Origin of the sequence: Orlajensenia flava, from assembly GCF_004801905.1 — a bacterium.
GTDB classification, from domain to species: Bacteria; Actinomycetota; Actinomycetes; order Actinomycetales; family Microbacteriaceae; genus Orlajensenia; species Orlajensenia flava.
On sequence record NZ_SSSN01000007.1, the window covers coordinates 219,800 to 245,023 of the forward strand.

Genomic DNA, 25,224 nt, shown 5'->3' on the forward strand with positions numbered 1-25,224 from the left:
AACCCCGATCGTTTGCCAACGCTTTAGCGACTGCCGACGGCTAGCTGACGGCGCTCAGCCGTCCCGCGTGTGACGTTCCTGGTGTGGGAGTAGCACGGAGAGGTTCGCCGCCGGCGTCGAACAGCGCGTGCTGGACGGTGTGTAAGAACTGGTGCTAGTCCCCTAGTCGCTGTCCACAACGAGCCCCCGCACCACGACTACAGCACCGGCCGAGATTTCGGTCTCGCCTGCAAAACGCTCGCCCGAGATCAGGTCCTGGCCGTGGAGATCGAGTACGCCGGGCCGATCTCGGTGGTTGATCGCAACCGTGAAGTGTTCCGCACCCCGCCTGCGTGAGACCACCTCGAGCCCGTCCGTCTTGACAGCTGAGATGCCCGCATCGGCGTAGGAGGCATGCATGAGCCGTTTCAGTCCGACACTGTCGAGTCGCGTGCCAACGTACCAAGCCGCACCCAGGCCTCGCACGTTCCGAGTGACGGCTGCACCACCGGCCGCAGGGCCTTCTGCGAACGACGCAACGATCTCGGCTTCGCCGACGACAAGGTCCTCCTGCCAGATGTCCGAGTCCGTGTCGGTTAACGTCGGGTCGCCCCAGGTGATACCGGCGCGATGCCCCTTGCGCAGGGGCAGAAACTCTTGGACACGGACGCCCAGCACATCGCGCAGCACGGATACGAATCCGCCTGAGTGCACGGCGTCGTTCTCATCGACGATCGCGGAGAAGTATGACACGACGAGCGTGCCACCGTTCTCGACGTACCGCGTGAGGTTCGCAGCATCCTCCGCGCGGAGGAGGTACTGCGCCGGTACGACGACGAGCCGGTAGCGCGAAAGGTCGTGCGAGGGCAGCGCGAAGTCGACGGTGATACCGTCGCGCCATAGCTGCTCGTAGAACGCACGCGTCCGCTCGATGTGATCGATGTCCACAGACGGCCGCCACTCGAGCTCTTCTGCCCAGAAGGACTCGAAGTCCCAGAGCATCGCGACGTCTGCCTTGACAACTGATCCGCGGATTTCCGAGATCCGCTTCAATGTGGCCCCGAGATCGACGACCTCACGCCAGCCGCGCGACTCGGTACCAGCGTGCGGGACCATGGCTGAGTGGAACTTCTCCGCGCCCGAGCGGGACGCGCGCCATTGGAAAAACATCACCGCGTCGGCTCCGCGGGCGACGTGCGCAAGCGAGTTTCGCTGCATCTCCCCCGGGCGTTTGGCGATGTTCCGGGACTGCCAGTTCACCGCCGACGTGGAGTGCTCCATGAGGATCCACGGGCGACCACGCGCGACCGATCGGGTGAGGTCAGCGGCGATCGCGAGACCGATCTCGGCTTCAGGGTCGGCGGCGTCGAGGTAATGGTCGTCCGAGACGATGTCAACTTCTTCCGCCCACGCCCAGAGGTCGGCCACACCAATCTGGTTCGCCATGAAGTTCGTCGTGATCGGCTGTTCAGCGTGCGCACGGATGGCGTCGCGCTCGGCGATGAAGCATGCACGCAGCTGATAGTCGGTGAATCGCGCGAAGTCGAGTTGCTGCGCGGGGTTGATCGTCGAAGCGGCCGTCCGCGGCACGTCGATGTGTTCCCAGTTGCGGTACTGCTGACCCCAGAAGGCGGTGCCCCACGCGGTGTTGAGCGCGTCCAGGCTGTCGTAGCGCTGCTGCAGCCACTCGCGGAAGGCGCGCACCGCGTGTGGGGAATAGTCGGCGGCGATCGGCGCACCGTATTCGTTGTGTACATGCCAGAGCACGACGGCCGGGTGCGATCCATAACGACGCGCGAGCTCGGTCGCGACACGCACTGTCGCTGCCCGATACTCGGGGGCGGACGGCGACGCCATCCCTCGTGATCCCGTGCCCAGCGCGACGCCGTCCGCCGTGACCACGCGAGCGTCGGGGTATCGCGCGTAGAACCATGCCGGCGGTGCGGCCGTCGGTGTGCCGAGGTCGACGGCGATGCCGTTCGTGTGCAGAAGCTCAATGAGCTCGTCGAGCCAGGCGAAATCGAACTCGCCTTCGTCGATTTCCAGCAGCGCCCAGGTGAAGATGCCGATGCTGAGCAGATTGACGCCGGCTTCGCGCATGAGGCGGATGTCTTCGTGCCACACTTCCCGCGGCCACTGTTCGGGCGTGTAGTCGCCGCCGTAGGCGATGCCGTCGATCGCCGGCCACACGTTTGGAACGCTCATCTCACTCCTCCTCAGGGCCGAGATCTGGCGCGGATACGAATCGCACGGAGCGCGTGGTGAGCACATCCAGTTCAAGGACCGTGAGCGTATTTGCCCCTGCCACGGTCACCGGTCGGGGTACGTAGAGAGTGCGCTGCGGTCCGACCTGCCAGTACCTGCCTAGGAAGAACCCGTTCACCCAGGCGAAGCCCTTACCCAGGGTGGACGTGTCGAGGATCAGATCGTCCGCCTGGTCGAGATCGAACTCCGCCTGAACGACGGCCGCTGCGTGCGGGAGGCCGCCGTCCAACGACCGAAGGGGTAGATCGGTGATCACGTCCAGATCGACGGGCGCAATGACCCACTGCTCGAGCGGCCGACCCCCCAGGAGGATCGGACCCATCAGTCCCTTTGCCTCCCCCAGGCGTGGCCCGTAGTTCACGCGCCCCTGGTCCTCGACGAGGATCTCGAGCCGGTTGCCGGGGGGCAGCAGCAGCGCGCGCTCGTACGAGCTGCGAGTGAGAATGCCGATGCGCCGCCCGTCGACACTCACCCATGCTCGGTCGCGTACCTCATCTATTTCGAGCACACTCTCGCCGCACCCGCTGATGTCTGCCGTGTAGACCGCGATGCCTCGATAGTGACCGATGTCATCGAAGGTCGGCGGCCCGTCAGCACTCACCGTGGCCACGCCGTGAACTGGCAGTTCGTGCAGTGCCGCACCCTCCTCGAAGACGGCATCAAGCTCGACGGGCGATTGCACCGCCTCAAAATGGGGCTCCGGCACCGGAAAGTGCCGGGCTATGACCGTACGGAACGCCCAGTACTTGTCGGTCGGCCGGCCGAGCTCGTCCAGCGGGGCGTCGTAGTCGTACGTCGTCGCGATCGGCACGTACCGCCCCTTGTGGTTCGCGCCGTTCGTCAGCCCGAAGTTCGTGCCACCGTGGAACATGTAGATGTTGACGGATGCGCCGGCCGTCAGCAGCGCATCGAGCTCCGCGGCGGCCTCCGCAGCGCTCGTGGTGTGGTGGATGCCTCCCCAGTTGTCGAACCAGCCGTCCCAGAACTCGGCGCACATCAGGGGTCCCGACGGCTGGTGTGCTCGGAGGGTGCGCAGCCGCTCAGCAGCCTTCGATCCGAACGACGCGGTGCGGAGGATGTCGGGCAATCCCCCAGCGGTGAGCATCGCGTGCTGAGGCTGGTCGATCGTCGTGAACGGCACCGTGATGCCCTGTTCGCGGTGCAGATCCACCAGCCGGCGCAGGTACACCGCATCGTCGCCGTACGCGCCGTACTCGTTCTCGATCTGCATCAGGATGACCGGGCCGCCCACATCGATCTGGCGCGGGCGGACGATGGCGATCACGCGCGTCAGGTAGTCCTCGACCGGATCGAGGTACGCCGGGTCGCTCGAGCGAAGCGCAATGTCGGGCCTGTGCGTGAGCCAGCCCGGCAGCCCGCCGTTGTCGAATTCCGCGCAGATGTATGGTCCGGGCCGCACGATCGCGTGCAAACCCTCAGCAGAGACGGTGTCGAGGAACGCGGCGAGATCGAGCCGACCGGTCACATCGAAGGTATCGGGGGTCGGCGCGTGTTGGTTCCACGCGACATAAGTCTCGATCGTGTTAAGCCCCATGATCTTGGCGGCACGGATGCGCTCCGCCCACTGATCGGGGTGCACCCGGAAGTAGTGAAGCGCGCCCGAGAGGACACGGAACGGCTCCCCATCGAGCAGGAAGTCCTCGTCTCCAATGACAAATCGCGACGTCACGAGTTGCAATTTCTTTTCAACACGCTTCGAGCGTAACATCGCGAGAGGAAATGATTTGCACGCAGGTGCGCCCTGCTGATCTAACGGAGGAACCAGTGCTGCACCCCGTGAATGTCGAGGTGGATGTCGCGGTCATCGGCGGTGGACTTGCCGGCGTGGCCGCCGCGATCGCCGCCGCCCGCCGGGGCGCCACAGTGGCGCTCGTCGGCAACCGGCCCGTCCTCGGCGGGAATTCCAGTAGCGAGGTTCGCGTCTGGGTGTGTGGCGCGACGGCTCACGACGCGCAGAAGTACGCCCGCGAGACCGGCATCATGGGTGAGCTGTTCCTCGAGAACCAGTACCGCAACCCCGAGGGCAACCCGTATTTCTGGGACCAGGTCGTGCTCGACGCGGTGCGAGCGGAGCCCGGCATCCGTCTCTTCCTGAACACCGACGTGAGGGATGTTGAAGCTTCCGGCCCGGAACACGCCCGCCACATCTCTGCCGTGACCGGGTGGCAGCTCGGCACCGAGAAGTCGTTCCGGTTCACGGCCGCCATGTTCCTGGACTGCACGGGCGACGGCACCGTCGGGGCTCTCGCAGGCGCACGGTATCGCGAGGGGCGTGAGGCGCGGTCGGAGTTCGGCGAGGAATGGGCGCCCGAGGTCGCGGACGGCGACATGCTCGGCTCGACCCTCCTCTTTTACACGAAAAACACCGGCGCCCCCGTCCGGTACGTTCCGCCGTCGATCGCGAAAGACATCTCCGCGACGCCGATCCTGGCGCACCGACGCATTCAGGCAACCGACAACGGCTGCGACTACTGGTGGATCGAATGGGGTGGCACTCTTGACGCCGTTGCCGCCAACGAGGAGATCCGCGACGAGCTGTGGGCCGTGATCTACGGCATCTGGGACCACATCAAGAACTCGGGCGAGTACGACGCGGAGACGCTCACCCTCGAGTGGGTCGGGTCTGTGCCGGGCAAGCGGGAGTACCGCCGCTTCATCGGCGACCACACACTGACCCAGCATGACATCATGGCGCAAACCCGGTTCGACGATGCGATCGGCATCGGCGGCTGGTCGATTGATCTGCATCCACCGGGAGGCATGTACGCGACCGAGCCCGGCTCGAAGCACCTGCACACCTCGGGGGTTTATCACATCCCGTTCCGCAGCCTCTATTCGGTGAATGTCGAGAACCTCCTCTTTGCGGGGCGCGACATCTCGGCCACGCACGTCGCCTTCGGCACGATCCGGGTGATGGGCACGTGCGCGGTGACAGGCGAGGCCGCCGGCGCTGGCGCGGCCCTGGCCGCACTTGCCGGGATCACCCCGCGGACGCTCGCGACCGATCGGCTAGACGAGCTGCGACGGTCGCTCCTGCGCGGGGATGCCGCGATGCTGGGCATCGAATGGGACGACCCGCGTGACCTTGCCCTGACGGCGCGCGTCACGGCATCCTCCACCCTCGAATCCCTCGACACGGAGCCCGCCGAGGACGCCATTCTCCTTGATCTCTCGGGCCGAGACCTGGGCATTCATCTGCCAATCGACCCGCAACTGGACGCCGTCGAGGTGCTGCTCGAGAGTGACTCGACGACCGAGATCGACATAGAGCTGTGGAGCACCGGCCGCGGCGAGAACCACATTCCGGTGTGTCATCTCGACACCGTGCGTGTCGCGATCCCGCATGGCCGCGAGTGGGCGCGGGCGGAGTTCACCCACGCACCCGAAGCGAGCGAAGACGTCGTTGTTGTGATTCGTCGCCGCGCCGGTGTGTCGGCCGTGGTCTCGGATACCCGCGCGCCGTACGGCGTGCTCGGTCTGCTTAGCCGCGCCCCGCACTTCACTGCACCGCAGAACGAGGCGTACCCGCAGACGAACGCATGGTCAGCCGTCGAGCTGCGGCGCAAGAGCGTCGCGGTGCGCGTCGAGCCCGACACGCAGGCGTACCGTCCCTCGATGACCGTGGGCGGCTACGCCCGGCCGTTCCGCGGGCCGCAGCTGTGGTCCTCCGCGCCGCTCCACGGGGACGATTCCGAGCACATCGAGTTGCGCTGGGATCAGCCGCAGCGGGTCGGCGGCATCGAGCTGATCTTCAACGACGACGTCGACGAGGACCTCATCAATCTGCACCACCACCGCACGCCGTTCGAAGTCATGCCTGAGCTCGTGCGCGACTATCGTCTGCAGTACGAATCAGACAGTGGATGGGTAGACGTCGTCGTCGACAGCGGTAACCGGCGCCGTCTCCGTCGCCACACGCTCAAGGTACCTGTCGAGACAAGTGCGCTGCGCCTCGTCGTCGACGCGACCAACGGCGACGAACACGCGATGGTACACGGCGTGCGAGTGTTCGCTCCCGAACACGCCGGCTCGATCGTCAGCTGACCGCGCCCGGGTCGCGCGGCTGGTTGTACAGCAGATGCGCGGCACCGGTGCGCACGGCGGCAGGAACGCGCTGCGCGACAAGCACAAACAGCAGTGAAGTCACGAATGAGTCGCTGACCCGCCCGGCGAAGTAGTCGGTCCACGAGCCGCCGAGACGTGTTCCGGTGAAGACCGCGAGATCCGCCGCCTTGCCCAGGGTCGATTCGGGTTCGCCCGTGATCACGGCTGTTGTCGCGCCGCGGCCGCGCGCCACAGTGAAGAACCGCTGGGCGAGGTCGCTCTCCCCCGCGCGGCAGAGCACCAGCGCGACGTCGCCCGGCGCCATCAGGGCGCCCGCGACCTCGGATTCGTAGCCGACTTCGTGCAGCCAGCTGTGCACGCCCATGCGCATGAGCCGCATCTGCAGTTCCTGGGCCGACGGCAGATCTCCCCACTGCGCGAACAACGCCACGCGACGCGCCGCAACGATATGGTCGGCGAGCTGCTCAATGAGATCCAAGTCGAGTGATGACATCGAGCTGCGCATCGCCGCGAACTGCCGCGACGCGAGGACGCTGACGACCTGCTCGGCGGAGTCGGTCGGAGCGATCTCCGTGCCGATGTCGGTCTCCCAGCCCGCCTGCGTGCCGCGTCCGTTCTCTTCGGCGATCGCCGCGCGCAGGGAGGGGTATCCGCTGAAGCCGAGCCCCGTGGCCAGGCGCGTGATGGTCGCGGGCTGGGAGTTCGCACGTTCGGCCAGCGCCGTGATCGATGCCGAGCCGGCGAATCCCGGGTCGGTCAGGATCACTTCCGCGACAACGCGCTTGGCGCCGGAGAGCACCGGCAGGGCGTCGCGCAGAGTCTGCAGGGGGTCGGCCTGGGCGGCTTTCTCCATCCGGGTCGGCCTCCGTGTCACTTCGATCGTCATGCTGTCCTTCCGAGTCTATGGTCGGGGTGATGCGGCAATGGGTCGACCGCCACCGAGTGTCGGTGGCGGTCGACCCGCAGGGTCCTTGTGCCCGTTCAGAGCGCTACTTGTTGACCGAGAACCCCTGTTCCGTGCCGTACTCGCCGAGCGCGTCACCCCAGGACTGCAGCGCATCCGCCAGCGTCGCCTCACCGAGGTAGGCCTTGCCGACGTAATCGCCGAAGATCGTGCCGGCGTAGCTGTTGTAGGGCAGGAACTGCCACCCCGGCAGAGCGTCGGCCGCCGACTGAGCGAAGATCTTGTTGATCTCCTGGCCACCGAAGTAATCGTTCTTCGCAGCCAAGAAGTCGGCCGACTCGAGGTCTTCCTTCATCGTCGGGAACTGTCCGGCCGCGATCCAGATCGCCCGGCCTTCGCCGGTCTCCATGTAGCGGAGGAACGCCGCGGCGGCTGCCTGCTTGGTGCTCTGCTTCGGGATGACGAACCCGCCGCCACCGTTCATGGAGCTGGCCGTATCGCCCTTCGCCACGGTGGGCAGAGGTGCGACGCGCCATTGGCCGGCGCCGTCCTTGACTCCGGATGCGAGGGTTCCTGCAAACCACGCGCCCGTTGCGAGGGTCGCGATCTTTCCAGAGGCGAGGCCCTTGTACCATTCGTCGCTCCACGACGACACGGGTGCGAGCAAGTCTTCGTCGATCAGTTGCTGGTAGAAGTCGGCGAACGCGGTCGTGCCTTTGTCAGCGAGGTCGATGGTGATCTCGGAGCCGTTGGTCTGGAACGGCTGCCCACCGAACGCCCAGATCATACTCTGGGTGAAGCCGAAGTCGCCGGTGTCTGCGGCGATGTACGCCTCAGGATCGGCGGCGTGGATCTCGCGCGCGGCGTCGAGGTACTCATCCCAGGTCGTGGGGACCTCGACGCCGAGGTTGGTGAACACACTCTCGTTGTAGAACAGCGCCATCGGGCCGGAGTTGTGTGGGAGCTCGTACAGGCCGTCACCTACGTTGACCGCTGACCATGCGGCGGGAGTGAATTCGTCCTCGTATTTCTCGAACCCGAAAGTCTTCAGGTCGACGATCGAGTCCTCCAGCGCGAACTGTGGCACCACGTTGTATTCCATCGTGGCGATGTCGGGCGCGCCCTTGCCGGCCTTGATCGCGTTCTGCAGCTTCGTGTAGTGGTCGTTGCCGGTTCCGACGTTGACGACCTCGATCGAGATCTTGGGGTACTTCTTCTCGAACGCGTCCACGACCGCCTGCACGTTCGTCGACCAGCTCCACAGGGTGAGCTCTGCGGGCTCGTCGAGCACCGCGTCGAGGTCGACGTCGGGCGTGGGGGCCGCGGCCGGTCCGCCGGTGGCGCAACCGGACATTGCCGCTGCCGCGAGGGCTACTCCCGTGACTGCGGCGACGAGCCGCGTTGCTCGACGGCGAGGAGTGAGGTGCTTCATGTACTTGCCTTTCGGGATGGGATTGGTTCGAACGGGATGGGTCGGTCACGCCTTGACGGCACCGGCGGCGAGGCCGGCTTGCCAGAAGCGCTGGAGGAGGAGGAATGCGATGACGAGGGGCACGATCATGACCAGCGAGCCGGTGATGACGAGGTTGTAGATGATCTCGCCGCCCTGGGTCGTGGCCTGGTTGTTCCACTGGTTCAGGCCGACGGTGAGCGGATACCAGCGCGGGTCGTTGAGCATGATCAGCGGGAGGAAGTAGTTGTTCCACGAGCCGACGACCTCAAGGAGCAGCACCGAGACGACGCCGGGTCCCAGCATCCGAGAAGAGATGCTGAAGAAGGTCCGCAACTCACCTGCGCCGTCCATGCGTGCCGCCTCGAGCAGTTCGGTCGGTACGGCGTCGCGGGCGTAGACCCACATCAGGAACATGCCGAACGGGCTGATGAGCGAGGGCAGGATGACGGCCCATGGCGTGTTGGTGAGTCCGAGGTTGCTGAAGAGGAGAAAGGTCGGCACCGTCAGGGCGGTCGCGGGAATGGCGATCGCTCCGATGACCAGGGCCATCACGAGGCGTTTGCCGGTGAAATCGAACTTGGCGAGCCCGTAGCCGGCGAGGGTGGCCAGCAGGGTCGCTCCTCCGGCGCCGACGACCACGTACATCAGCGTGTTGAGCAGCCACTGGCCGTAGATGCCTCCGTCGTAGGTGAAGACGCCCACGAGGTTGTCCCACAGCGAGAACGGCTGCGCGAACCAGAGGCCGAAGCTGGTGAACAGCGACTCCTGCGTCTTGGTCGATGAGACCACCAGCCACACGAGCGGCAGCAGCATGTAGGCAAGCACCAGGAACATCGATGCCGTCAGCCACCACGATCGCTGCGGGCGACGTGACGCAGGTCGCCGACCCCGGCGCCGAGAGCCGACGGTGGTCAAGGTGCGAGTAGCGGACTCCGCGTCACGAGCGAGAGTGTCATCGAAGGCGACGGCCATGATCAGCGCTCCCTCCTTGCGCCGATGAACTGCACGGCGTAGGCGGCGATCATCGTCAGCACGCCGACCACGATGGCGACGGTGGCGGCGGAGTTGTACTGGCCGCCGGCGAACGAAAGCGTGTAGGCGTACATGTTGGGCGTGAAGTCGCTCGTGATCACGTTGGGCGAGAGCGGCCGCAGGATGTTCGGTTCGTTGAAAAGCTGGAACGATCCGATGACCGAGAACATCACCGTGATGGTGATAGCCGGGCGCAGCGCCGGCAGCTTGATGCTGCGGATAACCCGGAAGGGCCCCGCCCCGTCGAGTTCGGCCGCCTCGTACAGATCGGTCGGAATCGTCTTCAACGCCGAGATATAGACCAGCATGTTGTAGCCGGTGAAGAGCCAGGTCGAGATGTTGCCGATCGCCAGCAGTACGAAGTCCGGCCCGAGCGGATCAGGCAGTGGGATTCCGAGGAACGAGCTGACATCGCCCACCAAGCCGAACCGGGGACCGTAGATATAGCCCCACATCAGGGCGGCAACCACGCCGGGAACCGCGTACGGCAGGAACACCATCAGTCGGAAGAACGGCGCCCAAGCCAAGCGGGCGCTGTCAATGGCCAGTGCGCAAAACAGCGCGAGGAGCAGCATGACCGGCACCTGCACGGCCATGATCCGCATCACTCTGCCAATCGCCGACCAGAGCTGACCGTCGGTGAACGCGTCAACGAAGTTCGCGATGCCGACAAACGACACCCCGCCGATCAGGCGATCTTGGAAGAAGCTCAGCCAGATCGCGTAGACGAGCGGCGCGATCAGCACGAGCAGGAATATCGCGACGAACGGGCCGACGAACACCCAGCCGACCTGCCCCCGTACTCCTCGCCGACCGCGGCCGGTGCGGCGGGATGGCGTCAACGTCGTCGTCATGGTTCCTCGAGCTTCAAGAGCGCCGGTGAGGCGCTTAGGAGAGATTGCCATTCTCGACCCGTTTTGTCAAATAATTTGCAGATGAGAACTCCCTGTACGACTCCTGTGCAAATTCTTATGATGCAGTAGCCGGTGTCAGCACACGAGACCCCAATGGAACCGCCTCCGCTTCCCCAAGGCGATGTCCTCGATACGCCACGGGGCACTCCTCGACAACCGGAGGTGTTGATACGGGCGCGGCATCCGTCATCTGACGACGTTCTGCGAGGTTCCGGCACACGCATGGGTCTGCCCGCCCCCCGACCGACGTGATCGCTACGCTGGTCGCGTGATCAGGCAGCGGACGCACCCCGCCGCAACCCAGGGGACCACCCGGCTCGAGGCGTTCACGGACGGCGTGTTCGCCATCGCCGCCACGCTGCTGGTGCTCGACCTCACCACCTACGCGCTCGGCTCCATCGACTCGGATGCCGAGATGTGGGCAGCCCTCGGGGGCATGTGGGAGCTTTTCGTCAACTTCGCGCTCAGCTTCCTGCTGCTGTGCCTTCTGTGGATGACCCACGTTCAGCAGTTCGAGCACATCGCCCGGGTGGATTCCGTGCTGATCTGGCTCAACAATGCGCGGCTCCTGTTCATCGTCCTGGTGCCGTTCGCCACCAGCCTGACGACGGAGTACTCGGAATGGGTCGCGGGCCGATTGTTGATGCCGGTGACGTTCTTCTTCGCGATTCTGATCAGCTGGCTGCAGTGGATGTGGGCGGTCCGTCACCGCGACGTCATGCTGCCCGATCTCGCCGGAATCGATGCCCGGACGAACGGACGCCGCGCGCTGAGCGCTCTCCTGATCTCCGCGCTCGTTGTGCTGGTCGCGCCGTTCATCGGCTCGATCGCCTTCCTGCTCTTCTTCCTCGACGGTCCCCTAACCAGGCTTCTGCGCGGCCGGGGCGCCTGACTCGCATTCGAGCAGCCTTCCGGATGGCCGCTGCTGGACGAGACCTCTTTCCGCGTCGGCGAGGGCTCGACCACCCCGCTGATCGGCGGGAACGGCGCCGGCCAGACGACTCTGCTGCGCATCATCCGGGAGATGAGCCTGTGCACGGCGGAGCGGTTACGATCAACGGCCGGCCGCGCACTTACCGTCGGCCTGAGGTACAACCCAATTCGACGTCAGAGACCCATGCCATACCGTCAAGGTGGGGTCCGGATCTCAGCTTGTTTGACGCCACCACCCCGACCTCTTCCAGTTCAGCCTGACAGCTGCCGCGAGCTCCTTTTCCTCACGCGAGATATCGAGCGTCTCGAGGTCGAGCGAGTGATCGAGCGTTGTTGACGGTGCTCACTGACTCCGCGAGCACCGCAACCGGCACGACTCGCTCTGGGCTCACCGGCGCCAGCTCCTCGCTCCCTCGATAGCGAGGCTGCCCTCAGCAACCACTCACAGGTGTGTGGCGTGCGCCGCGATTGAAGAAATGTCCAAATGGACACCGCGTGGACATTTCATCCGAGAAATGGACAACTCGGAAAAATCCCTACACCAGTCACCCGTCAAAAGTTCCTACGCCGGCGCCAGATCCGCGAACCGCGAGAAGTGGCCGTGGAACGCGACCGTGACCGTGCGGGTGGGGCCGTTGCGGTGCTTGGCCACGATGAGGTCGGCCTCGCCGGCGCGCGGGTTCTCCTTCTCGTAGGCGCTCTCGCGGTGGAGGAGGATGACCATGTCGGCGTCCTGCTCGATCGAGCCGGACTCACGCAGGTCGCTGATGGCGGGGAGCTTGTCGGCGCGCTGCTCGGGTCCACGGTTGAGCTGGGAGAGCGCGATGACGGGCACCTGCAGCTCCTTGGCGAGCAGCTTGAGGGCGCGCGAGAACTCGCTGACCTCCTGCTGGCGGCTCTCGACGCGCTTGCCGCTCGTCATCAGCTGCAGGTAGTCGATGACGACCATCTTGAGGCCCACGCGCTGCTTGAGTCGGCGGCACTTGGCGCGGATCTCGACGAGCGTCATGTTGGGGCTGTCGTCGATGTAGAGCGGCGCGTCGTTGATGCGACCGCGAGTGGCGGCGATGGTCGTCCAGTCGCGGGCATCGACGGTGCCCTTGCGCATGCTCTGCAGGGGGACGGATGCCTCTGCCGACAGCAGTCGCATCGCGATCTCACTGCGCCCCATCTCGAGCGAGAAGAAGATGGTGGGCAGGTCGTTGCCGATGGCGGCGGAACGGGCGAAGTCGAGGGCGAGCGTGGACTTTCCGAGGGCGGGGCGCGCGGCGACGATGATCATCTGGCCGGGGTGGAACCCGTTGGTGAGGTCGTCGAGGTCGGCGAAGCCGGTCGGGACCCCCGTCATCCGCCCGTCGGTGTGCTTGGCCGCCTCGATCTCGTCGATGGCGACCGTGACGGCCTCGGTGAGCGGGATGTAGTCCTCGCTTTCGGTGCTGCCCGTGACCGAGTAGATCTCGGCCTGGGCATTGTTGACCAGGTCGAGCGGTTCACCCTCGCCCGCGTAACCCATCTGAACGATGCGGGTGCCCGCCTCGACCAGCCGGCGGAGCAGGGCGCGCTCGGCGACGATCTCGGCGTAGTAGCCGGCGTTGGCGGCCGTCGGGACGAGGGCCGTGAGCGTATGGAGGTAGTCGGCGCCGCCGGCCCGTGAGAGCTCTCCGGACTTGGTCAGTTCATCGGTGACCGCGATGACGTCGGTCGGCTCACCGTGGGAGTACAACGCGAGGATGGCGTCGAAGATGAGCTCGTGCTTGGGGATGTAGAAGTCGGGACCCCGGAGTGTCTCGACCACGTCGGCGACCGCATCCTTGCTGAGAAGCATGCCGCCCAATGCGCTCTGCTCGGCGAGAAGGTCGTGGGGGGGAGTGCGCTCGGCCGGCGGTCGCGCGCCGTCAGCATCCCACGGTTCGGCGAGGCCCAGATGAGCGATCGACACTCAGCACCTCCTGTTGGAAAACGGCCGCACGGGACCTCTGGCCGTGGGTCGCTCGAGCGACCCTCTTCCATGGATATCAGTAGCCGCCGACATCGTCTGGCGGCTGACCGGGTGGTCGTATTCTGTACCGACTCGCTCACCATACGGATGGCAGGGCGATGCCACAACACGCCCTGTGGATAACGTTGGGGAGAATCTGCGCGAAACGCCGCGTGTCGTGTGCAAACCCTGTAGAAAGACCTGTGGACAGACAACTATTTTCGAACAGCAATAGGCCCCTGAACAGGACTAACTCATGTCACACCCTGTGTGTAGAAAATAGTCTGAACCCGTGGATGAGACTCTCCACGAGCAACCGGCACCTGTGTACAAACATGAGGAAACGGCACGGCTGATTTCCTTGCGGTAGCCCCTTAAACGGGTGTAGCGGCACCCCGTGGGATGCCGCTACACCGTGCGTGAAAGCTACTTGGCCGAGACCACCTGAAGGGTGATCGTGGCCGACAGCTCGTCGTGCAGACGAACGGTGGCCTCGTGGTCGCCGGTCACCTTGATGGCGCTCGGGATCTCGATGGTGCGCTTGTCGACGTCGCCCAGCCCGGCAGCCGCGACGGCAGCCGCGATGTCGGCGGTCTTGACCGATCCGAACAGGCGTCCTTCGGAGCCCGTCTTGACGGTGAGCTTCACCTTGGTCGACTCGAGCTTCGCCTTGAGCGACTGCGCCTCCTCGAGGGTGGCGAGTTCACGAGCGGAGCGAGCGGACTTGATCTGCTCGACCTGCTTGGCGCCGCCCCGCGTGAAGGCGACGGCGAAGCCCTGGGGAATGAGGTAGTTGCGGGCGTACCCGTTCTTGACCTCGACGACATCGCCGGCGGAACCGAGGCCGGAGACCTCGTGCGTGAGAATCAGCTTGGACATCCTGTGCCTCCTTAGCGGCCGCTGCCGGCGTAGGGCAGGAGCGCCATTTCGCGGGCGTTCTTGACGGCACGGGCGATGAGGCGCTGCTCCTGGACGGAGACGCCGGTGATACGGCGGGCGCGGATCTTTCCACGCTCGGAGATGAACTTGCGAAGCGTAGCGACATCCTTGTAGTCGATGACGCCGACGCGGATGCTCTTTGCGGGGGCGGCGTTCTTGCCCTTGCCTCCGCGGAGCGGCTTGCGGCGATCGCCGCTGCTCTTTCCAGCCATTGTTTTTCCTTTTGAAGAAGTTGAGTGTTCGAACGGATGCCTGCGCATCCGTCAGGAAGGCCGCTTGGGCCTAGAAGGGGGTCTCGTCGCTGTAGCTGCCCGGGGTGTTCCAGACGTCCGAACCGCCGGAGGCGGCGGGGGCGCTGGGTGCCCACGGCTCGTCGTTTCCGCCGCCCACCTGGCCGGAACCACCGCGCTGTCCTCCACCGGAGGACTGCGCACGGGTCACCGATGCGGTGGCGTAACGGAGCGAGGGGCCGATCTCGTCGACCTCGAGTTCGATGGCTGTGCGCTTCTCGCCCTCTTTGGTCTCGTATGAGCGCTGCTTGAGCCGCCCGGTAGCGATGACGCGTGAACCCTTGGTCAGCGATCCCGCGACGTGCTCGGCGAATTCACGCCAGCAGCTCGCACGCAGGAACAGCGCTTCGCCGTCCTTCCAGTCGTTCGCGGCACGATCGAACGTGCGCGGCGTGGAAGCGATGGTGAAGTTGGCAACCGCCAGGCCCCCCTGCGTGTAACGCAGCTCGGGGTCCGCGGTGAGGTTGCCCACCACAGTGATGATCGTCTCGCCGGCCATGGACTAGGCCTTGGCCTCGGCGGCAGCCTTCGGAGCTGCAGCGGCGGGCGCCTTCGAAGCGTTGGCTGCCTTGCGGGCGGCCTTCTCGTCGGCCAGCTTGGCGGCGACGGCGACCTGTGCGATCGCCTCTTCTGCCCGGAGCACCTTGGTGCGCATGACGGCCTCGCTGAGCTTCAGCTGGCGGTCGAGCTCCGACGTGGTGGCCGCCTCGGCGGTGAAGTCGACGACGGCGTAGATGCCCTCTGACTTCTTGTTGATCTCATAGGCCAGGCGACGCTTGCCCCAGATGTCGACCTTCTCGATGGTTCCACCATCGTTACGGACGACATTGAGGAACTTGTCGAGGCTCGGAGCGACGGTGCGCTCGTCGATCTCGGGATCGAGGATGACCATCAATTCGTACTGATGCATGACTAACCCACCTCCTTCGGACTGAACGGCTGCAGTATCTCTGCAGCAGGAGGGTTGTGCATGTGCCATCCGAGGAGGCCGCGACAGCGGCACTCAGACAACCTGCCCAGTGTACCCGACCCCTGCTCCCTGCGCACATCCGCGCCACTTCACGCGGGGCTATCGAGCCCAGGTCATCGACCTCAGGACCGCGCGGCCCACCAGGCGCGCAGTCGATCGGCGGCGACATCCGGGCCCAGCGGCCCCTCGTCGAGACGCAGCTCGAGCAGGAAACGGTAAGCCTGCCCCACCTCGCGGCCGGGACGGATGCCGAGCAGCGCCATGATCTGCTCTCCGTCGAGGTCGGGGCGCACCGCGTTCAGCTCCTCCTGCTCCGCGAGCTCGGCGATGCGACGCTCGATGTCGTCGTAGGCGAAGGCCAGCCGGTCGGCCTTGCGCTTGTTGCGAGTGGTGACATCCGCCCGGGTCAGGATGTGCAGGCGTTCGAGCTGGTCGCCCGCGTCCCGCACGTAGCGGCGCACCGCGCTGTCGGTCCACACGCCGTCGCTGTACCCGAAGAAGCGGAGGTGGAGCTCGATGAGCTTGGACACCGCGTCGATGGTGTCGTTGTCGAACCGCAGCTCCCGCAGCCGTCGGCGCGCGAGCTTGGCCCCCACGACGTCGTGGTGGTGGAAGGTCACGGCGCCCGCCGCCTCGAGCCTGCGGGTGGCCGGCTTGCCGATGTCGTGCAGCAGGGCGGCGAGGCGCAGCACGAGGTCGGGGGAGCGCAGCACACCGCGGGCCTTCTCGTAGGCGATCGCCTGCTCGAGGACGGTGAGGCTGTGCTGGTAGACGTCCTTGTGATGGTGGTGCTCGTCCATTTCCAGGCGCAGCGCGGGCAGTTCGGGCAGCACCTCCGCCGCCAGACCGGTGTCGACGAGCAGCTCGAGCCCTCGGCGCGGGTCGTCGGTCCGCAGCAGCTTGGAGAGCTCCTCGTTCACCCGCTCGGCCGAGATGCGACGGATGCTGGGGGCCAGCTCCTCGAGGGCGGCCTCGGTCGCGTCGTCGACGAGGAAGTCGAGCTGCGCCGTGAAACGGCAGGCCCGCAGCATCCGCAGGGGGTCGTCGCCGAAGGAGGAGGAGGGGGCGGATGGCGTGCGCAGCCGTCCCTCGAGCATGTCCTCGATGCCGCCGGATGGATCGACCAGCTGCAGCTGAGGCAGACGCAGGGCCAGCGCGTTGACGGTGAAGTCGCGCCGCAGCAGGTCCGCCTCGAGCGACGTACCGAAGACGACGTCGGGCTTGCGACTCGTGCCGTCGTAGCTGTCCGCGCGGTAGGTGGTGACCTCGACGGTCTCCCCGGCGATCTTCGCCCCGATCGTGCCGAACTGCCTCCCGATGTCCCAGTGCGCCTCGCTGATCGGGCGAACGATGTCGAGGATCTGCTCGGGGGTGGCATCCGTTGCGAAGTCGAGGTCGTTGGCGACTCGGCCGAGGAAGGCGTCGCGCACAGGTCCGCCGACGAGGGCGAGCTCGTGGCCGGCGGCGGCGAATGCCGCGGACAGCCGCGTGACCGGCGCACTTTCGGCTACCTCGCCCAGGCGCACGAGTGCTTCGGCGACGCTGTGCATGCTTCACAGCCTAAACGGCACGGCCGCGCCCGGCGCGCTCAGGAGGCGCTCCGGTGCCACGCCGTAGAATCGCCCACATGACGGCCGCGATGACCCCTGCGCTCCGGCCGGCGCACCGGCATCCGGCACGCGCGCGCATCGTGACGGCGCTGATCATCGCCCTTCTCGCCCTCGCGCTGCCGCTGGTATCGTCACCGGATGCCGCGAGCGCTGCCGAGTCCGGAGTGAGCGTGGCGGTGTCCGCGGCTCAGCCGCAACTGGGGCCCGGACAGGACCTGCACGTCGACGTGACCGTCACCAACGCGGGATCGGACGCGATCGCCGCGGGTTCCCTCACCCTCGTGCTCGACCGCACGCGCATCGCGACCCGCTCCGCACTCGACGCGTGGTTCGGGTCGGACGACGTCGCGCTGCCGGACGGCCCGTCCGCCGCCGCTCCGACCCCCCGACTCCTCCCCGCCGGGACGACCGTCATCCCTCTCACCATCCCCGCAGCGTCGATCGGGCTCGACGGCGCGGACTGGGGTGTCCGAGGGCTGGTCGCGAGCTTCACGGCCGATCCCGATACGACCGCGCAGGGTCGGGGCGTGCTCACCTGGTACGCCGGGCAGCCAGTCGCTCCCGTGCCGATGGCCGTCGTCCGCCCCATCACGGCGCCGCCCGCCGCGACCGGCCTGCTCTCCGCCGACGACCTCACCAAGCTCACCCGTCCCGGCGGCATCCTCACCCGGCAACTCGACGGCGTCACCGGACGCGAGGTTGCGGTGGGCATCGACCCGATGATCATCGCCTCCATCCGCGTGCTCGGAACGGCCGCGCCGACATCCGCCACCGACTGGCTGGCGCGCCTCGCCTCTCTGCCCAACGAGACCTTCGCACTCGGGTACGCCGATGCCGACCCCTCGACGCAGGCCCAGGCCGGGTACCCGGCCCTCCTGGCACCCACCTCCCTGGCCTACGCGATCGACGCGAAGAACTTCCCGGCGGGCGCGACCCCGACCACGAATGCCACTCCCAGCGTCGCCCCGACGCCCACCCCGGCCCCCACGACGACTCCGGTTCCTGATCTGGCGTCGTTGCTGGCGTGGAACTACACCGCGACCGGCATCGCGTGGCCTCTGACGGGTGGGGTGAAGGCCTCCGACCCGGCGTTCTTCGCGGCAAGTGGCCTGACCACATCGATCGTCTCGAGTGACGACCTCGCGAGTGCTCCGGCCACGACCCCTCGCGCCTCAGCCACGGCTGGCGGCAACCGAATCGCCATCGCCGACGCCCGACTCTCGGCAGCCGCCAGCAGGGCGGCGACCGCCCTCACCGACGACGGATGGCGCGCCTCGGTGGATGAGGCAGCAGCCGTACTCGCCGTCGCGGCGACCGATTCGGCCGGCGCGCCCGTGCTCGCGGCGCTCGACCGTGGCTGGCCCCCCACCTCCACGCGTCTGCCCGACACGCTCGATGCGCTGTCGGGGCTGCCGTGGGCCGCCCCGGCGGGGTTCTCGACGGCTCTCGCCGCAACACCAGACGCCGTCACGCTGAGCGACGGGAACGAGAGCGCCCTACGCACCTCTGCCGCCATCCGACTCGCGACAGGGGAGGCTCAGCTCGGGGCCTTCTCCAGCGCACTCGCCGACCCGGCACCCCTGACGGGTGACGAGCGGTCACGGGTGCTTGCGCTCCTCGGCGTGGGATGGGCGAGTGAGCCGGCCTATTGGGCGACCGCGGTCGACGACCACGAGACCAGAACGCAGTCGATCCTGGGCTCGGTCTCCGTCGTGCCATCCAGTGACGTCCTCGTCGTCGGCAGCCCGACCCACATCCCCGTCACCATCAAGAACGCGTACTCGTCCCCCGTGGATGTCACCATCCGTGCCGTGCCGTCGAACGGGCGACTCGTCGTCGACCAGACCATCGAGGCCACCATCCAGGCTGGGTCGACCAACACGGTCAACATCCCGGTCACGGCCCAGATCGGTAGCGGTCCGGTGGAACTGACAGTGACCGCGTTCAGTCCGACCGGCGTGCAGTTGAGCCCGTCATCGACCATCGGTGTCAATGTGCAGGCCGACTGGGAGGGCCTCGGTGCCCTCATCATCGGCGTGCTGGCGGTGGGCTTCTTCGGCATCGGCATCTGGCGGAGCATCCGTCGCCGGCGGCGCGAGCGTGCGACTGTCGGGGATAGCGCGGCGGATGGCGCGACAGCGACATCGGGTGCGGGGGATGCGACCCCGGATGGCTCGACCGCGGGTGTGGGGAACGCGACTCCGGATCGGGCGGATGAGCAGGCCGATGGCACGAACGATTCCGCGGGTGCACCTGCCATCCCGGAGCGCACCAAGGCGCCCGAGCACGTCGCCGAAGATGATGGCGACGCCCGTGGCTGACGGCGGCATCGGTCGCGCAAGTGCCTTCCTGGCGTCGGGAACGGTCGTCTCGCGCATCCTCGGCTTCGTCAAGGCCATCGTGCTCGCGAGCACGATCGGGGCCCTGGGCGTCAGCGCCGACATGTTCGCGGTCGCCAACCAACTGCCCAACACGATCTACGTCATCGTCGCCGGCGGCGTGCTGAGCGCCGTGCTCGTGCCGCAGATCGTGCGTGCGAGCCTGCACGCCGACGGGGGAAGCGGCTACATCAACAAGCTCGTGACGCTGGCTCTCGTCATCCTGGCGGCGGCGACCGTCGTCGCGGTGCTGCTCACGGCCCCGATCACCCATCTGTACAGCATCGGGATCAGCGACGACAAGCGTGCGCTGGCGACGGCCTTCGCGTACTGGTGCCTGCCCCAGATCTTCTTCTACGGTCTCTACACGGTGTTAGGCGAGATCCTCAACGCCCGTCGTGCGTTCGGCCCGTTCACCTGGGCGCCCGTACTCAACAATGTCGTGGCGATCCTGGGCCTCGTCGCCTTCGTCATCCTGTTCGGCTCCGACCCGACCGGACACCGGGCGATCTCCTCGTGGACTCCTGGAATGATCGCCCTGCTCGCGGGCAGTGCGACGCTGGGGGTCGTCGCGCAATCGACGGTGCTCTTCCTGTTCTGGCGGCGAGTCGGACTTCGCTATCGGCCGGACTTCCGCTGGCGAGGCGTCGGTCTCGGCAGCGCGGGACGGATGGCGGGCTGGACGTTCGGCATGCTCCTGCTCACGACTTTCGCCGGCATCGTCGAGACCAACGTCGTGATTCTGGCGACGTCGCCCGAGGCTCGCGACGCATCCGTCGGCGCTTTGAACAACGCGTGGCTCATCTTCATGCTGCCGCACTCGGTCATCGCCGTGTCGATAGCGACGGCCTACTTCACCCGGATGGCCGAGCACGCCGCCCACGACAGGCTCGCGGACCTGAGGACGGACATCTCCGCATCCATCCGCGGCATCAGCCTCATCATCGTTCTGGCTGCCGGCGTGCTCATCGTGTGCGCCTATCCCTTCGCCGCGGTGTTCGTCAACAACGACTTCACGCAGACGGCCGCCCTCGGCACGGTCATCATCTGCTATCTCTTCGGGTTGGTGCCGTTCTGCATCCTGTTCGTCGTTCAGCGCTCGTTCTACGCCCTCGGTGACACCAGGACCCCGTTCTTCTTCACGCTGTTCCAGACGGTGCTGGTCTCGGTGCTGGTGCTCATCTGCATGAGTCTCCCGAGCGCGCTCATCACGCCCGGCGTGGCGCTGTCGGTCTCCATCGCCGGGACGGCACAGCTCCTCCTCGCCGCCTTCCTTCTGCGCCGGCGTCTCGACGGCATCGACTCGGTACGGATCGCCGCATCGCTGGCTCGCTACGCCGCGGCATCCATCATCCCGATCGGCCTCGGCATCCTGCTTCTCGTGCTCCTCGGTGGCACGCGCGAGGGCGGCTTCGCTGTATCCGGGCGTCCGCAGGCGATCGTCTCGATGATCGTCATCGGCGCGGTCATGGCCGTGACCTACTTCGGCGCGCTCTGGGTGCTGAAGGCCCCCGAGCTCCGCACGTTCGCAGAGCCGGTGGTGGCGCGTCTCCGTCGCCGCTGACGACCGGGCGTGCGACGCTGAGCGCGGGAGATTCGCGGGCACCATCAGCGGGTTCACGCCTCATCGCCCGCGATCGGCGGGGTGGAATACCCGCCGCCTACACTGTGTTGTATCGGTCAGCGAGCGTCCATCCCGGTCGCGCGCCGCGTTTCACAAGGAGTTCCAGTGCGTCAGCTCATCATCATCGGATCGGGCCCTGCCGGTTACACGGCGGCCATCTACGCCGCCCGTGCGCAGTTGCAGCCCCTTCTCATCGCCAGCTCGGTGGAGGCCGGCGGCGAACTGATGAACACCACCGAGGTGGAGAACTTCCCGGGCTTCCCGGAGGGCATCCAAGGACCCGAGCTCATGATGTCGATGCAGCAGCAGGCTGAGCGCTTCGGCACCGAGGTCGTCTACGACGACGTGGTGCGCCTCGAACTCGACGGCGACGTCAAGAAGGTCACCCTCGGCTCGGGGGTCACGCACGAGGCTCAGGCCGTCATCTTCGCCACCGGCTCGGCCTATCGCAAGCTCGGCCTCTCCGACGAGGAGCGTCTGTCGGGTAGAGGCGTGTCCTGGTGCGCGACGTGCGACGGCTTCTTCTTCAAGGAGAAGGTCATCGCGGTCGTCGGCGGCGGTGACTCGGCGATGGAGGAGGCGACGTTCCTCAGCCGCTTCGGTTCCAAGGTCGTCGTCATCCACCGCAAGGACACCCTTCGAGCGTCGAAGATCATGCAGGAGCGCGCGTTCAACGACCCCAAGATCGAGTTCGTCTGGAACAGCGAGGTCGTCGGCATCACGGGAACGGATGCCGTCACCGGGCTCATCCTTCGCGACACCGTTGACGGGTCGGAGCGTGAGCTCGAGGTCGGTGGACTGTTCATCGCCATCGGCAACGACGCGCGCACCCACCTCGTCCATGGTCAGCTCGACTTGACCACCGAGGGCACCATCGCTGTCGATGGTCGAAGCTCGAAGACTTCCCTCACCGGGGTTTTCGCTGCCGGCGACGTGATCGATCCCCACTACCGCCAAGCGGTCACCGCTGCCGGCTCGGGAACGGTGGCCGCCTTGGACGCCGAACACTACCTGGCCCAGCTCGGCGACTCGGTCGTCGCTGAGGCCGAGGAGATCGTCGCAGCCCACTGAGGCCGCGCATCCGTTTCACCATCGTTTCAACAAAGGAGATCAGCAATGACCGCACGTGCAGTCACCGACGCCACCTTCGACCAAGAAGTGCTGAAGAGTGACAAGACCGTTCTCGTCGACTTCTGGGCCGAGTGGTGCGGCCCGTGTCGCGCCGTGAGCCCCATCCTCGACCAGATCGCGACGGAGCACTCCGACAAGCTCGAGATCGTCAAGGTCAACGTCGACGAGAACCCGCAGCTCGCGATGAAGTACCAGATCACCTCCATCCCCGCGATGAAGGTGTATCAGGGTGGCGAGGTCGTCAAGACCGTCATCGGTGCCAAGCCGAAGCCCGCCCTCGAAGCCGACCTGGCCGCCTACCTCGCGTAGCCGGCAACCTGGTCGAACCCAGACCCGCCCGGCTCACGCCGGGCGGGTCTTTCGCGTCCCGGGCCCGTCACAGCCCGCGGGGCACCACCAATAGCATGGACATCTCACAGAACGGATTCCTCCCGTGACCGAACAGCTCCCGACCGGCACCAACCTCGACCCGTGGTTCGACCACTACGCCGAGCGAGCCGCCGGTCTGCGCGCCTCGGAGGTGCGTGCTTTGTTCGCCGTCGCATCACGGCCCGAGGTGGTCTCACTCGCGGGGGGCATGCCGTTCGTGTCTGCGCTTCCGGAGGATCTCGTGCAGGGCTCCATCGATGAAGTCATGCGCACCGAGGGACCTGTAGCACTGCAATACGGCTCTGGTCAGGGATTTCCTCGACTCCGTGAGCAGATCCTCGACGTCATGGCGCTTGAGGGGATTCGCGCCAACGCCGACGACATCGTGGTGACGACCGGCTCTCAGCACGCACTCGAGCTGGTCAGCAAGCTTTTCCTCGATCCAGGTGACGTCGTGCTGGCCGAGGGACCCAGCTACGTGACGGCCATGGTGATCTTCCGCTCCTATCAGGCTGACGTCGATCACGTGCCGATGGATGAGCACGGCCTCATTCCCGAGGCGCTTCGGGAGCACATCGCGGCGTTGCGTTCGCAAGGGCGCACGATCAAGCTTCTCTACACGATCCCGAGCTTCCACAACCCGGCAGGAGTGACACTGTCGTGGGAGCGTCGGCTGGAGATCCTCCAGATCGCTCGCGAGAACGACATCCTCGTGCTGGAGGACAACCCGTACGGGCTGCTCTACTTCGACCGCCCAGCACCCGACGCTCTCCGTTCGGTCGAGGAGGAGGGCGTCATCTACCTCGGGACCTTCTCGAAGACCCTGGCCCCCGGCTTCCGGGTCGGATGGGCGCTCGCTCCTCATGCGATCAGGGAGAAGCTCGTCCTCGCGAACGAGGCCGCCATTTTGTGCCCGAGCTCGTTCAGCCAGTTGGTCATCTCCAAATATCTGGAGACGGCCGATTGGAAGGGGCAGATCAACACCTTCCGCGGGGTCTACCACGAGCGCAAGAACGCCATGATCTCGGCACTCGAGGAGCATCTGCCCGAGTTCAGTTGGACCAATCCTCACGGCGGGTTCTATGTGTGGGTGACCATGCCCGAGCCGCTGGACTCCAAGGCCATGCTCCCTCGTGCCGTCAAAGAACTGGTCGCCTTCACTCCGGGGACGGCCTTCTACGGAGACGGGGGAGGGCGTCAGAACCTGCGGCTCTCGTTCTGCTATCCGACCTCCGACCAGATCAGACTCGGCGTCCGGCGTCTGGCCAACGTCGTGCGCGGCGAACTCGATCTGCTCGAGACCTTCGCCGGCACGGGCAGCCTCACCGACACTGGCGCTCACCGCTTCACCACCCCCACCGACATGGCCTGACAGGGAAACGATGACCACTCACGACGTTCTCGACATCACCGTTCTCGCCGGCGGAATCTCGCACGAGCGTGATGTCTCACTGCGTTCGGGCCGTCGGGTTGCCGACGCGCTGGCTTCTGCGGGTCACACGGTGCGCGTGATCGACCCGGACGCCCACCTCCTCGATAAGCTCGCTGACCATCACCCGGACCTGATCTGGCCCGCTTTACACGGTAAGACCGGCGAGGACGGTGCTCTTCTGGGGTTGCTCGACGCCGCGGGTCATCCCACCGTGGCAGCCGGAGGCGAGAGTGCTGCGCTCGCCTGGTTCAAGCCGATCGCCTCGACCCTGGTACGAAGAGCTGGACGAGACGTTCCGCAGTCCATCACCCTGACCCGCGAGACCTTCCGCGATCTCGGCGCCGCTCGAGTGCTGGACGTCGTGCGCTCGGCGCTGGATGGCATCGTGGTCGTCAAGCCGTCCGAAGGTGGATCGGCGCAAGGTGTCTCGATCGTGCGCGACCCGGGTCAATTGCCGCGCGCGATGGTCGACGCCTACACCTACTCCGACCTCGTCGTGATCGAGCGGTATATCGAAGGCACCGAGGTGACCGTCGCTGTAATCGATGTCGGTGATGGGCCCGAGGCGCTTCCCATCGTCGAGATCGAGCCTGTCAATGGAACGTTCACGTTCGACGCGCGCTATAACGCGGGGGAGACCCGGTTCTTCACGCCAGCGCGACTGAGCGAGGAGACAGCAAGGAAGACGGCTGACGCGGCCGTGGCCACTCACAGGCTCCTGAGCCTCGGGCACCTGTCCCGCGTCGACTTCATCGTCGACCAGGCCGGCGAGCCGTGGTTCCTCGAAGCCAACGTCCTCCCGGGACTGACGGAGACTTCGCTCGTCCCGCAGGCAATCGCTGCATCAGGTCGAAGCCTGGCGGACACCTACTCGCAAATCGCGCGTGCTGCCCTCGGCTGACGTTTCACGTGAAACTCCTCGACGGCCGGTTGCACG

At 66.3% G+C, this 25,224-nt stretch carries 21 protein-coding genes; 9 read left to right on the top strand and 12 right to left on the bottom strand.

Translation table 11 applies throughout. The features are described from left to right. Positions 1-162: 162 nt before the first annotated feature. On the bottom strand, positions 163-2,184 hold the full coding sequence (locus E6C70_RS11240) for a beta-galactosidase (RefSeq protein ID WP_136424630.1): 2,022 nt from the start codon (positions 2,182-2,184) through the stop codon (positions 163-165). A 1-nt stretch (position 2,185) separates the two neighbouring features. Further along, positions 2,186-3,973, bottom strand: a complete 1,788-nt coding sequence (locus E6C70_RS11245; RefSeq protein ID WP_136424631.1) for a beta-galactosidase — start codon at positions 3,971-3,973, stop codon at positions 2,186-2,188. Between the two features lie 11 nt (positions 3,974-3,984). On the opposite strand from E6C70_RS11245, the gene E6C70_RS11250 reads away from it, so the two are divergent. Beyond that, entirely contained in the window at positions 3,985-6,309 is a 2,325-nt protein-coding gene (locus E6C70_RS11250) for an FAD-dependent oxidoreductase (protein ID WP_136424632.1), read from the top strand. Here the strand turns inward: E6C70_RS11250 and E6C70_RS11255 are convergent. The 4 genes from E6C70_RS11255 to E6C70_RS11270 form a co-directional block, all read right to left on the bottom strand. Then, positions 6,302-7,216 (bottom strand): MurR/RpiR family transcriptional regulator, encoded by a 915-nt coding sequence (locus tag E6C70_RS11255; RefSeq protein ID WP_136424633.1) that lies wholly within the window; start codon positions 7,214-7,216, stop codon positions 6,302-6,304. The two genes, E6C70_RS11250 and E6C70_RS11255, sit on opposite strands and share 8 nt — an antisense overlap. Positions 7,217-7,319: 103 nt before the next feature. Further along, positions 7,320-8,666, bottom strand: coding sequence for an ABC transporter substrate-binding protein (locus E6C70_RS11260; protein ID WP_136424634.1), 1,347 nt, complete (start codon positions 8,664-8,666; stop codon positions 7,320-7,322). Between the two features lie 45 nt (positions 8,667-8,711). After that, a complete protein-coding gene (locus tag E6C70_RS11265; protein WP_136424635.1) occupies positions 8,712-9,659 on the bottom strand; it encodes a carbohydrate ABC transporter permease in 948 nt (315 codons plus the stop codon). Between the two features lie 2 nt (positions 9,660-9,661). Beyond that, complete coding sequence (locus E6C70_RS11270; RefSeq protein WP_136424636.1) at positions 9,662-10,573, bottom strand: carbohydrate ABC transporter permease; 912 nt, start codon at positions 10,571-10,573, stop codon at positions 9,662-9,664. A 328-nt stretch (positions 10,574-10,901) separates the two neighbouring features. On the opposite strand from E6C70_RS11270, the gene E6C70_RS11275 reads away from it, so the two are divergent. Together E6C70_RS11275 and E6C70_RS11280 are read left to right on the top strand one after the other, a co-directional pair. Continuing rightward, positions 10,902-11,525 (top strand): TMEM175 family protein, encoded by a 624-nt coding sequence (locus tag E6C70_RS11275; protein ID WP_136424637.1) that lies wholly within the window; start codon positions 10,902-10,904, stop codon positions 11,523-11,525. Between the two features lie 81 nt (positions 11,526-11,606). Beyond that, positions 11,607-11,903: a P-loop NTPase family protein gene (locus E6C70_RS11280; RefSeq protein WP_235833418.1), complete on the top strand. Its 297-nt coding sequence runs from the start codon at positions 11,607-11,609 to the stop codon at positions 11,901-11,903. Between the two features lie 225 nt (positions 11,904-12,128). On the opposite strand, the gene dnaB is transcribed toward E6C70_RS11280, so the two are convergent. From dnaB to E6C70_RS11310, 6 genes are all read right to left on the bottom strand, one after another. Continuing rightward, positions 12,129-13,505: a replicative DNA helicase gene (gene dnaB, locus E6C70_RS11285; protein ID WP_136424638.1), complete on the bottom strand. Its 1,377-nt coding sequence runs from the start codon at positions 13,503-13,505 to the stop codon at positions 12,129-12,131. Between the two features lie 465 nt (positions 13,506-13,970). Beyond that, a complete protein-coding gene (gene rplI / locus E6C70_RS11290) occupies positions 13,971-14,423 on the bottom strand; it encodes a 50S ribosomal protein L9 (protein ID WP_136424639.1) in 453 nt (150 codons plus the stop codon). Positions 14,424-14,434: 11 nt separating this feature from the next. Further along, complete coding sequence (rpsR, locus tag E6C70_RS11295; protein ID WP_055823856.1) at positions 14,435-14,695, bottom strand: 30S ribosomal protein S18; 261 nt, start codon at positions 14,693-14,695, stop codon at positions 14,435-14,437. Positions 14,696-14,765: 70 nt separating this feature from the next. Continuing rightward, positions 14,766-15,272: a single-stranded DNA-binding protein gene (locus E6C70_RS11300; protein ID WP_136424640.1), complete on the bottom strand. Its 507-nt coding sequence runs from the start codon at positions 15,270-15,272 to the stop codon at positions 14,766-14,768. Between the two features lie 3 nt (positions 15,273-15,275). Next, on the bottom strand, positions 15,276-15,683 hold the full coding sequence (gene rpsF, locus E6C70_RS11305; RefSeq protein WP_136424641.1) for a 30S ribosomal protein S6: 408 nt from the start codon (positions 15,681-15,683) through the stop codon (positions 15,276-15,278). A 182-nt stretch (positions 15,684-15,865) separates the two neighbouring features. Beyond that, a complete protein-coding gene (locus E6C70_RS11310; RefSeq protein WP_136424642.1) occupies positions 15,866-17,293 on the bottom strand; it encodes a CCA tRNA nucleotidyltransferase in 1,428 nt (475 codons plus the stop codon). A 77-nt stretch (positions 17,294-17,370) separates the two neighbouring features. Between E6C70_RS11310 and E6C70_RS11315 the strand changes: the two genes are divergently transcribed. The 6 genes from E6C70_RS11315 to E6C70_RS11340 all read left to right on the top strand — a co-directional run bounded on the left by E6C70_RS11315 (position 17,371) and on the right by E6C70_RS11340 (position 25,188). Further along, a complete protein-coding gene (locus tag E6C70_RS11315; RefSeq protein WP_136424643.1) occupies positions 17,371-19,674 on the top strand; it encodes a DUF6049 family protein in 2,304 nt (767 codons plus the stop codon). After that, complete coding sequence (gene murJ, locus E6C70_RS11320; protein ID WP_328590844.1) at positions 19,667-21,295, top strand: murein biosynthesis integral membrane protein MurJ; 1,629 nt, start codon at positions 19,667-19,669, stop codon at positions 21,293-21,295. The genes E6C70_RS11315 and murJ overlap by 8 nt, the downstream gene beginning before the upstream one ends. A gap of 165 nt (positions 21,296-21,460) precedes the next feature. After that, positions 21,461-22,426, top strand: a complete 966-nt coding sequence (gene trxB, locus E6C70_RS11325) for a thioredoxin-disulfide reductase (protein WP_136424645.1) — start codon at positions 21,461-21,463, stop codon at positions 22,424-22,426. A 45-nt stretch (positions 22,427-22,471) separates the two neighbouring features. Continuing rightward, positions 22,472-22,795 carry a thioredoxin gene (trxA, locus tag E6C70_RS11330; protein WP_136424646.1) on the top strand — a complete coding sequence of 108 codons (324 nt, stop codon included), beginning with the start codon at positions 22,472-22,474 and terminating at the stop codon, positions 22,793-22,795. A gap of 124 nt (positions 22,796-22,919) precedes the next feature. Then, the gene (locus tag E6C70_RS11335) at positions 22,920-24,227 is read left to right on the top strand and encodes an aminotransferase-like domain-containing protein (protein ID WP_235833407.1); all 1,308 of its coding nucleotides are present in this window, start codon (positions 22,920-22,922) and stop codon (positions 24,225-24,227) included. A 10-nt stretch (positions 24,228-24,237) separates the two neighbouring features. Beyond that, positions 24,238-25,188: a D-alanine--D-alanine ligase family protein gene (locus E6C70_RS11340; protein WP_136424648.1), complete on the top strand. Its 951-nt coding sequence runs from the start codon at positions 24,238-24,240 to the stop codon at positions 25,186-25,188. The last annotated feature ends 36 nt before the right edge of the window (positions 25,189-25,224 follow it).

Excerpts from the sequence above, each read along its gene's own strand:
- rpsF (WP_136424641.1), bottom strand. The coding sequence starts at position 15,683 with ATGCATCAGTACGAATTGATGGTCATCCTCGATCCCGAGATCGACGAG.
- E6C70_RS11265 (WP_136424635.1), bottom strand. The coding sequence starts at position 9,659 with ATGGCCGTCGCCTTCGATGACACTCTCGCTCGTGACGCGGAGTCCGCT.
- E6C70_RS11270 (WP_136424636.1), bottom strand. The coding sequence starts at position 10,573 with ATGACGACGACGTTGACGCCATCCCGCCGCACCGGCCGCGGTCGGCGA.
- E6C70_RS11255 (WP_136424633.1), bottom strand. The coding sequence starts at position 7,216 with ATGACGATCGAAGTGACACGGAGGCCGACCCGGATGGAGAAAGCCGCC.
- E6C70_RS11250 (WP_136424632.1), top strand. The coding sequence starts at position 3,985 with ATGATTTGCACGCAGGTGCGCCCTGCTGATCTAACGGAGGAACCAGTG.
- rpsR (WP_055823856.1), bottom strand. The coding sequence starts at position 14,695 with ATGGCTGGAAAGAGCAGCGGCGATCGCCGCAAGCCGCTCCGCGGAGGC.
- E6C70_RS11245 (WP_136424631.1), bottom strand. The coding sequence starts at position 3,973 with ATGTTACGCTCGAAGCGTGTTGAAAAGAAATTGCAACTCGTGACGTCG.
- E6C70_RS11260 (WP_136424634.1), bottom strand. The coding sequence starts at position 8,666 with ATGAAGCACCTCACTCCTCGCCGTCGAGCAACGCGGCTCGTCGCCGCA.
- E6C70_RS11340 (WP_136424648.1), top strand. The coding sequence starts at position 24,238 with ATGACCACTCACGACGTTCTCGACATCACCGTTCTCGCCGGCGGAATC.
- E6C70_RS11300 (WP_136424640.1), bottom strand. The coding sequence starts at position 15,272 with ATGGCCGGCGAGACGATCATCACTGTGGTGGGCAACCTCACCGCGGAC.
- E6C70_RS11240 (WP_136424630.1), bottom strand. The coding sequence starts at position 2,184 with ATGAGCGTTCCAAACGTGTGGCCGGCGATCGACGGCATCGCCTACGGC.
- rplI (WP_136424639.1), bottom strand. The coding sequence starts at position 14,423 with ATGTCCAAGCTGATTCTCACGCACGAGGTCTCCGGCCTCGGTTCCGCC.
- E6C70_RS11310 (WP_136424642.1), bottom strand. The coding sequence starts at position 17,293 with ATGCACAGCGTCGCCGAAGCACTCGTGCGCCTGGGCGAGGTAGCCGAA.
- trxA (WP_136424646.1), top strand. The coding sequence starts at position 22,472 with ATGACCGCACGTGCAGTCACCGACGCCACCTTCGACCAAGAAGTGCTG.
- E6C70_RS11315 (WP_136424643.1), top strand. The coding sequence starts at position 17,371 with ATGACGGCCGCGATGACCCCTGCGCTCCGGCCGGCGCACCGGCATCCG.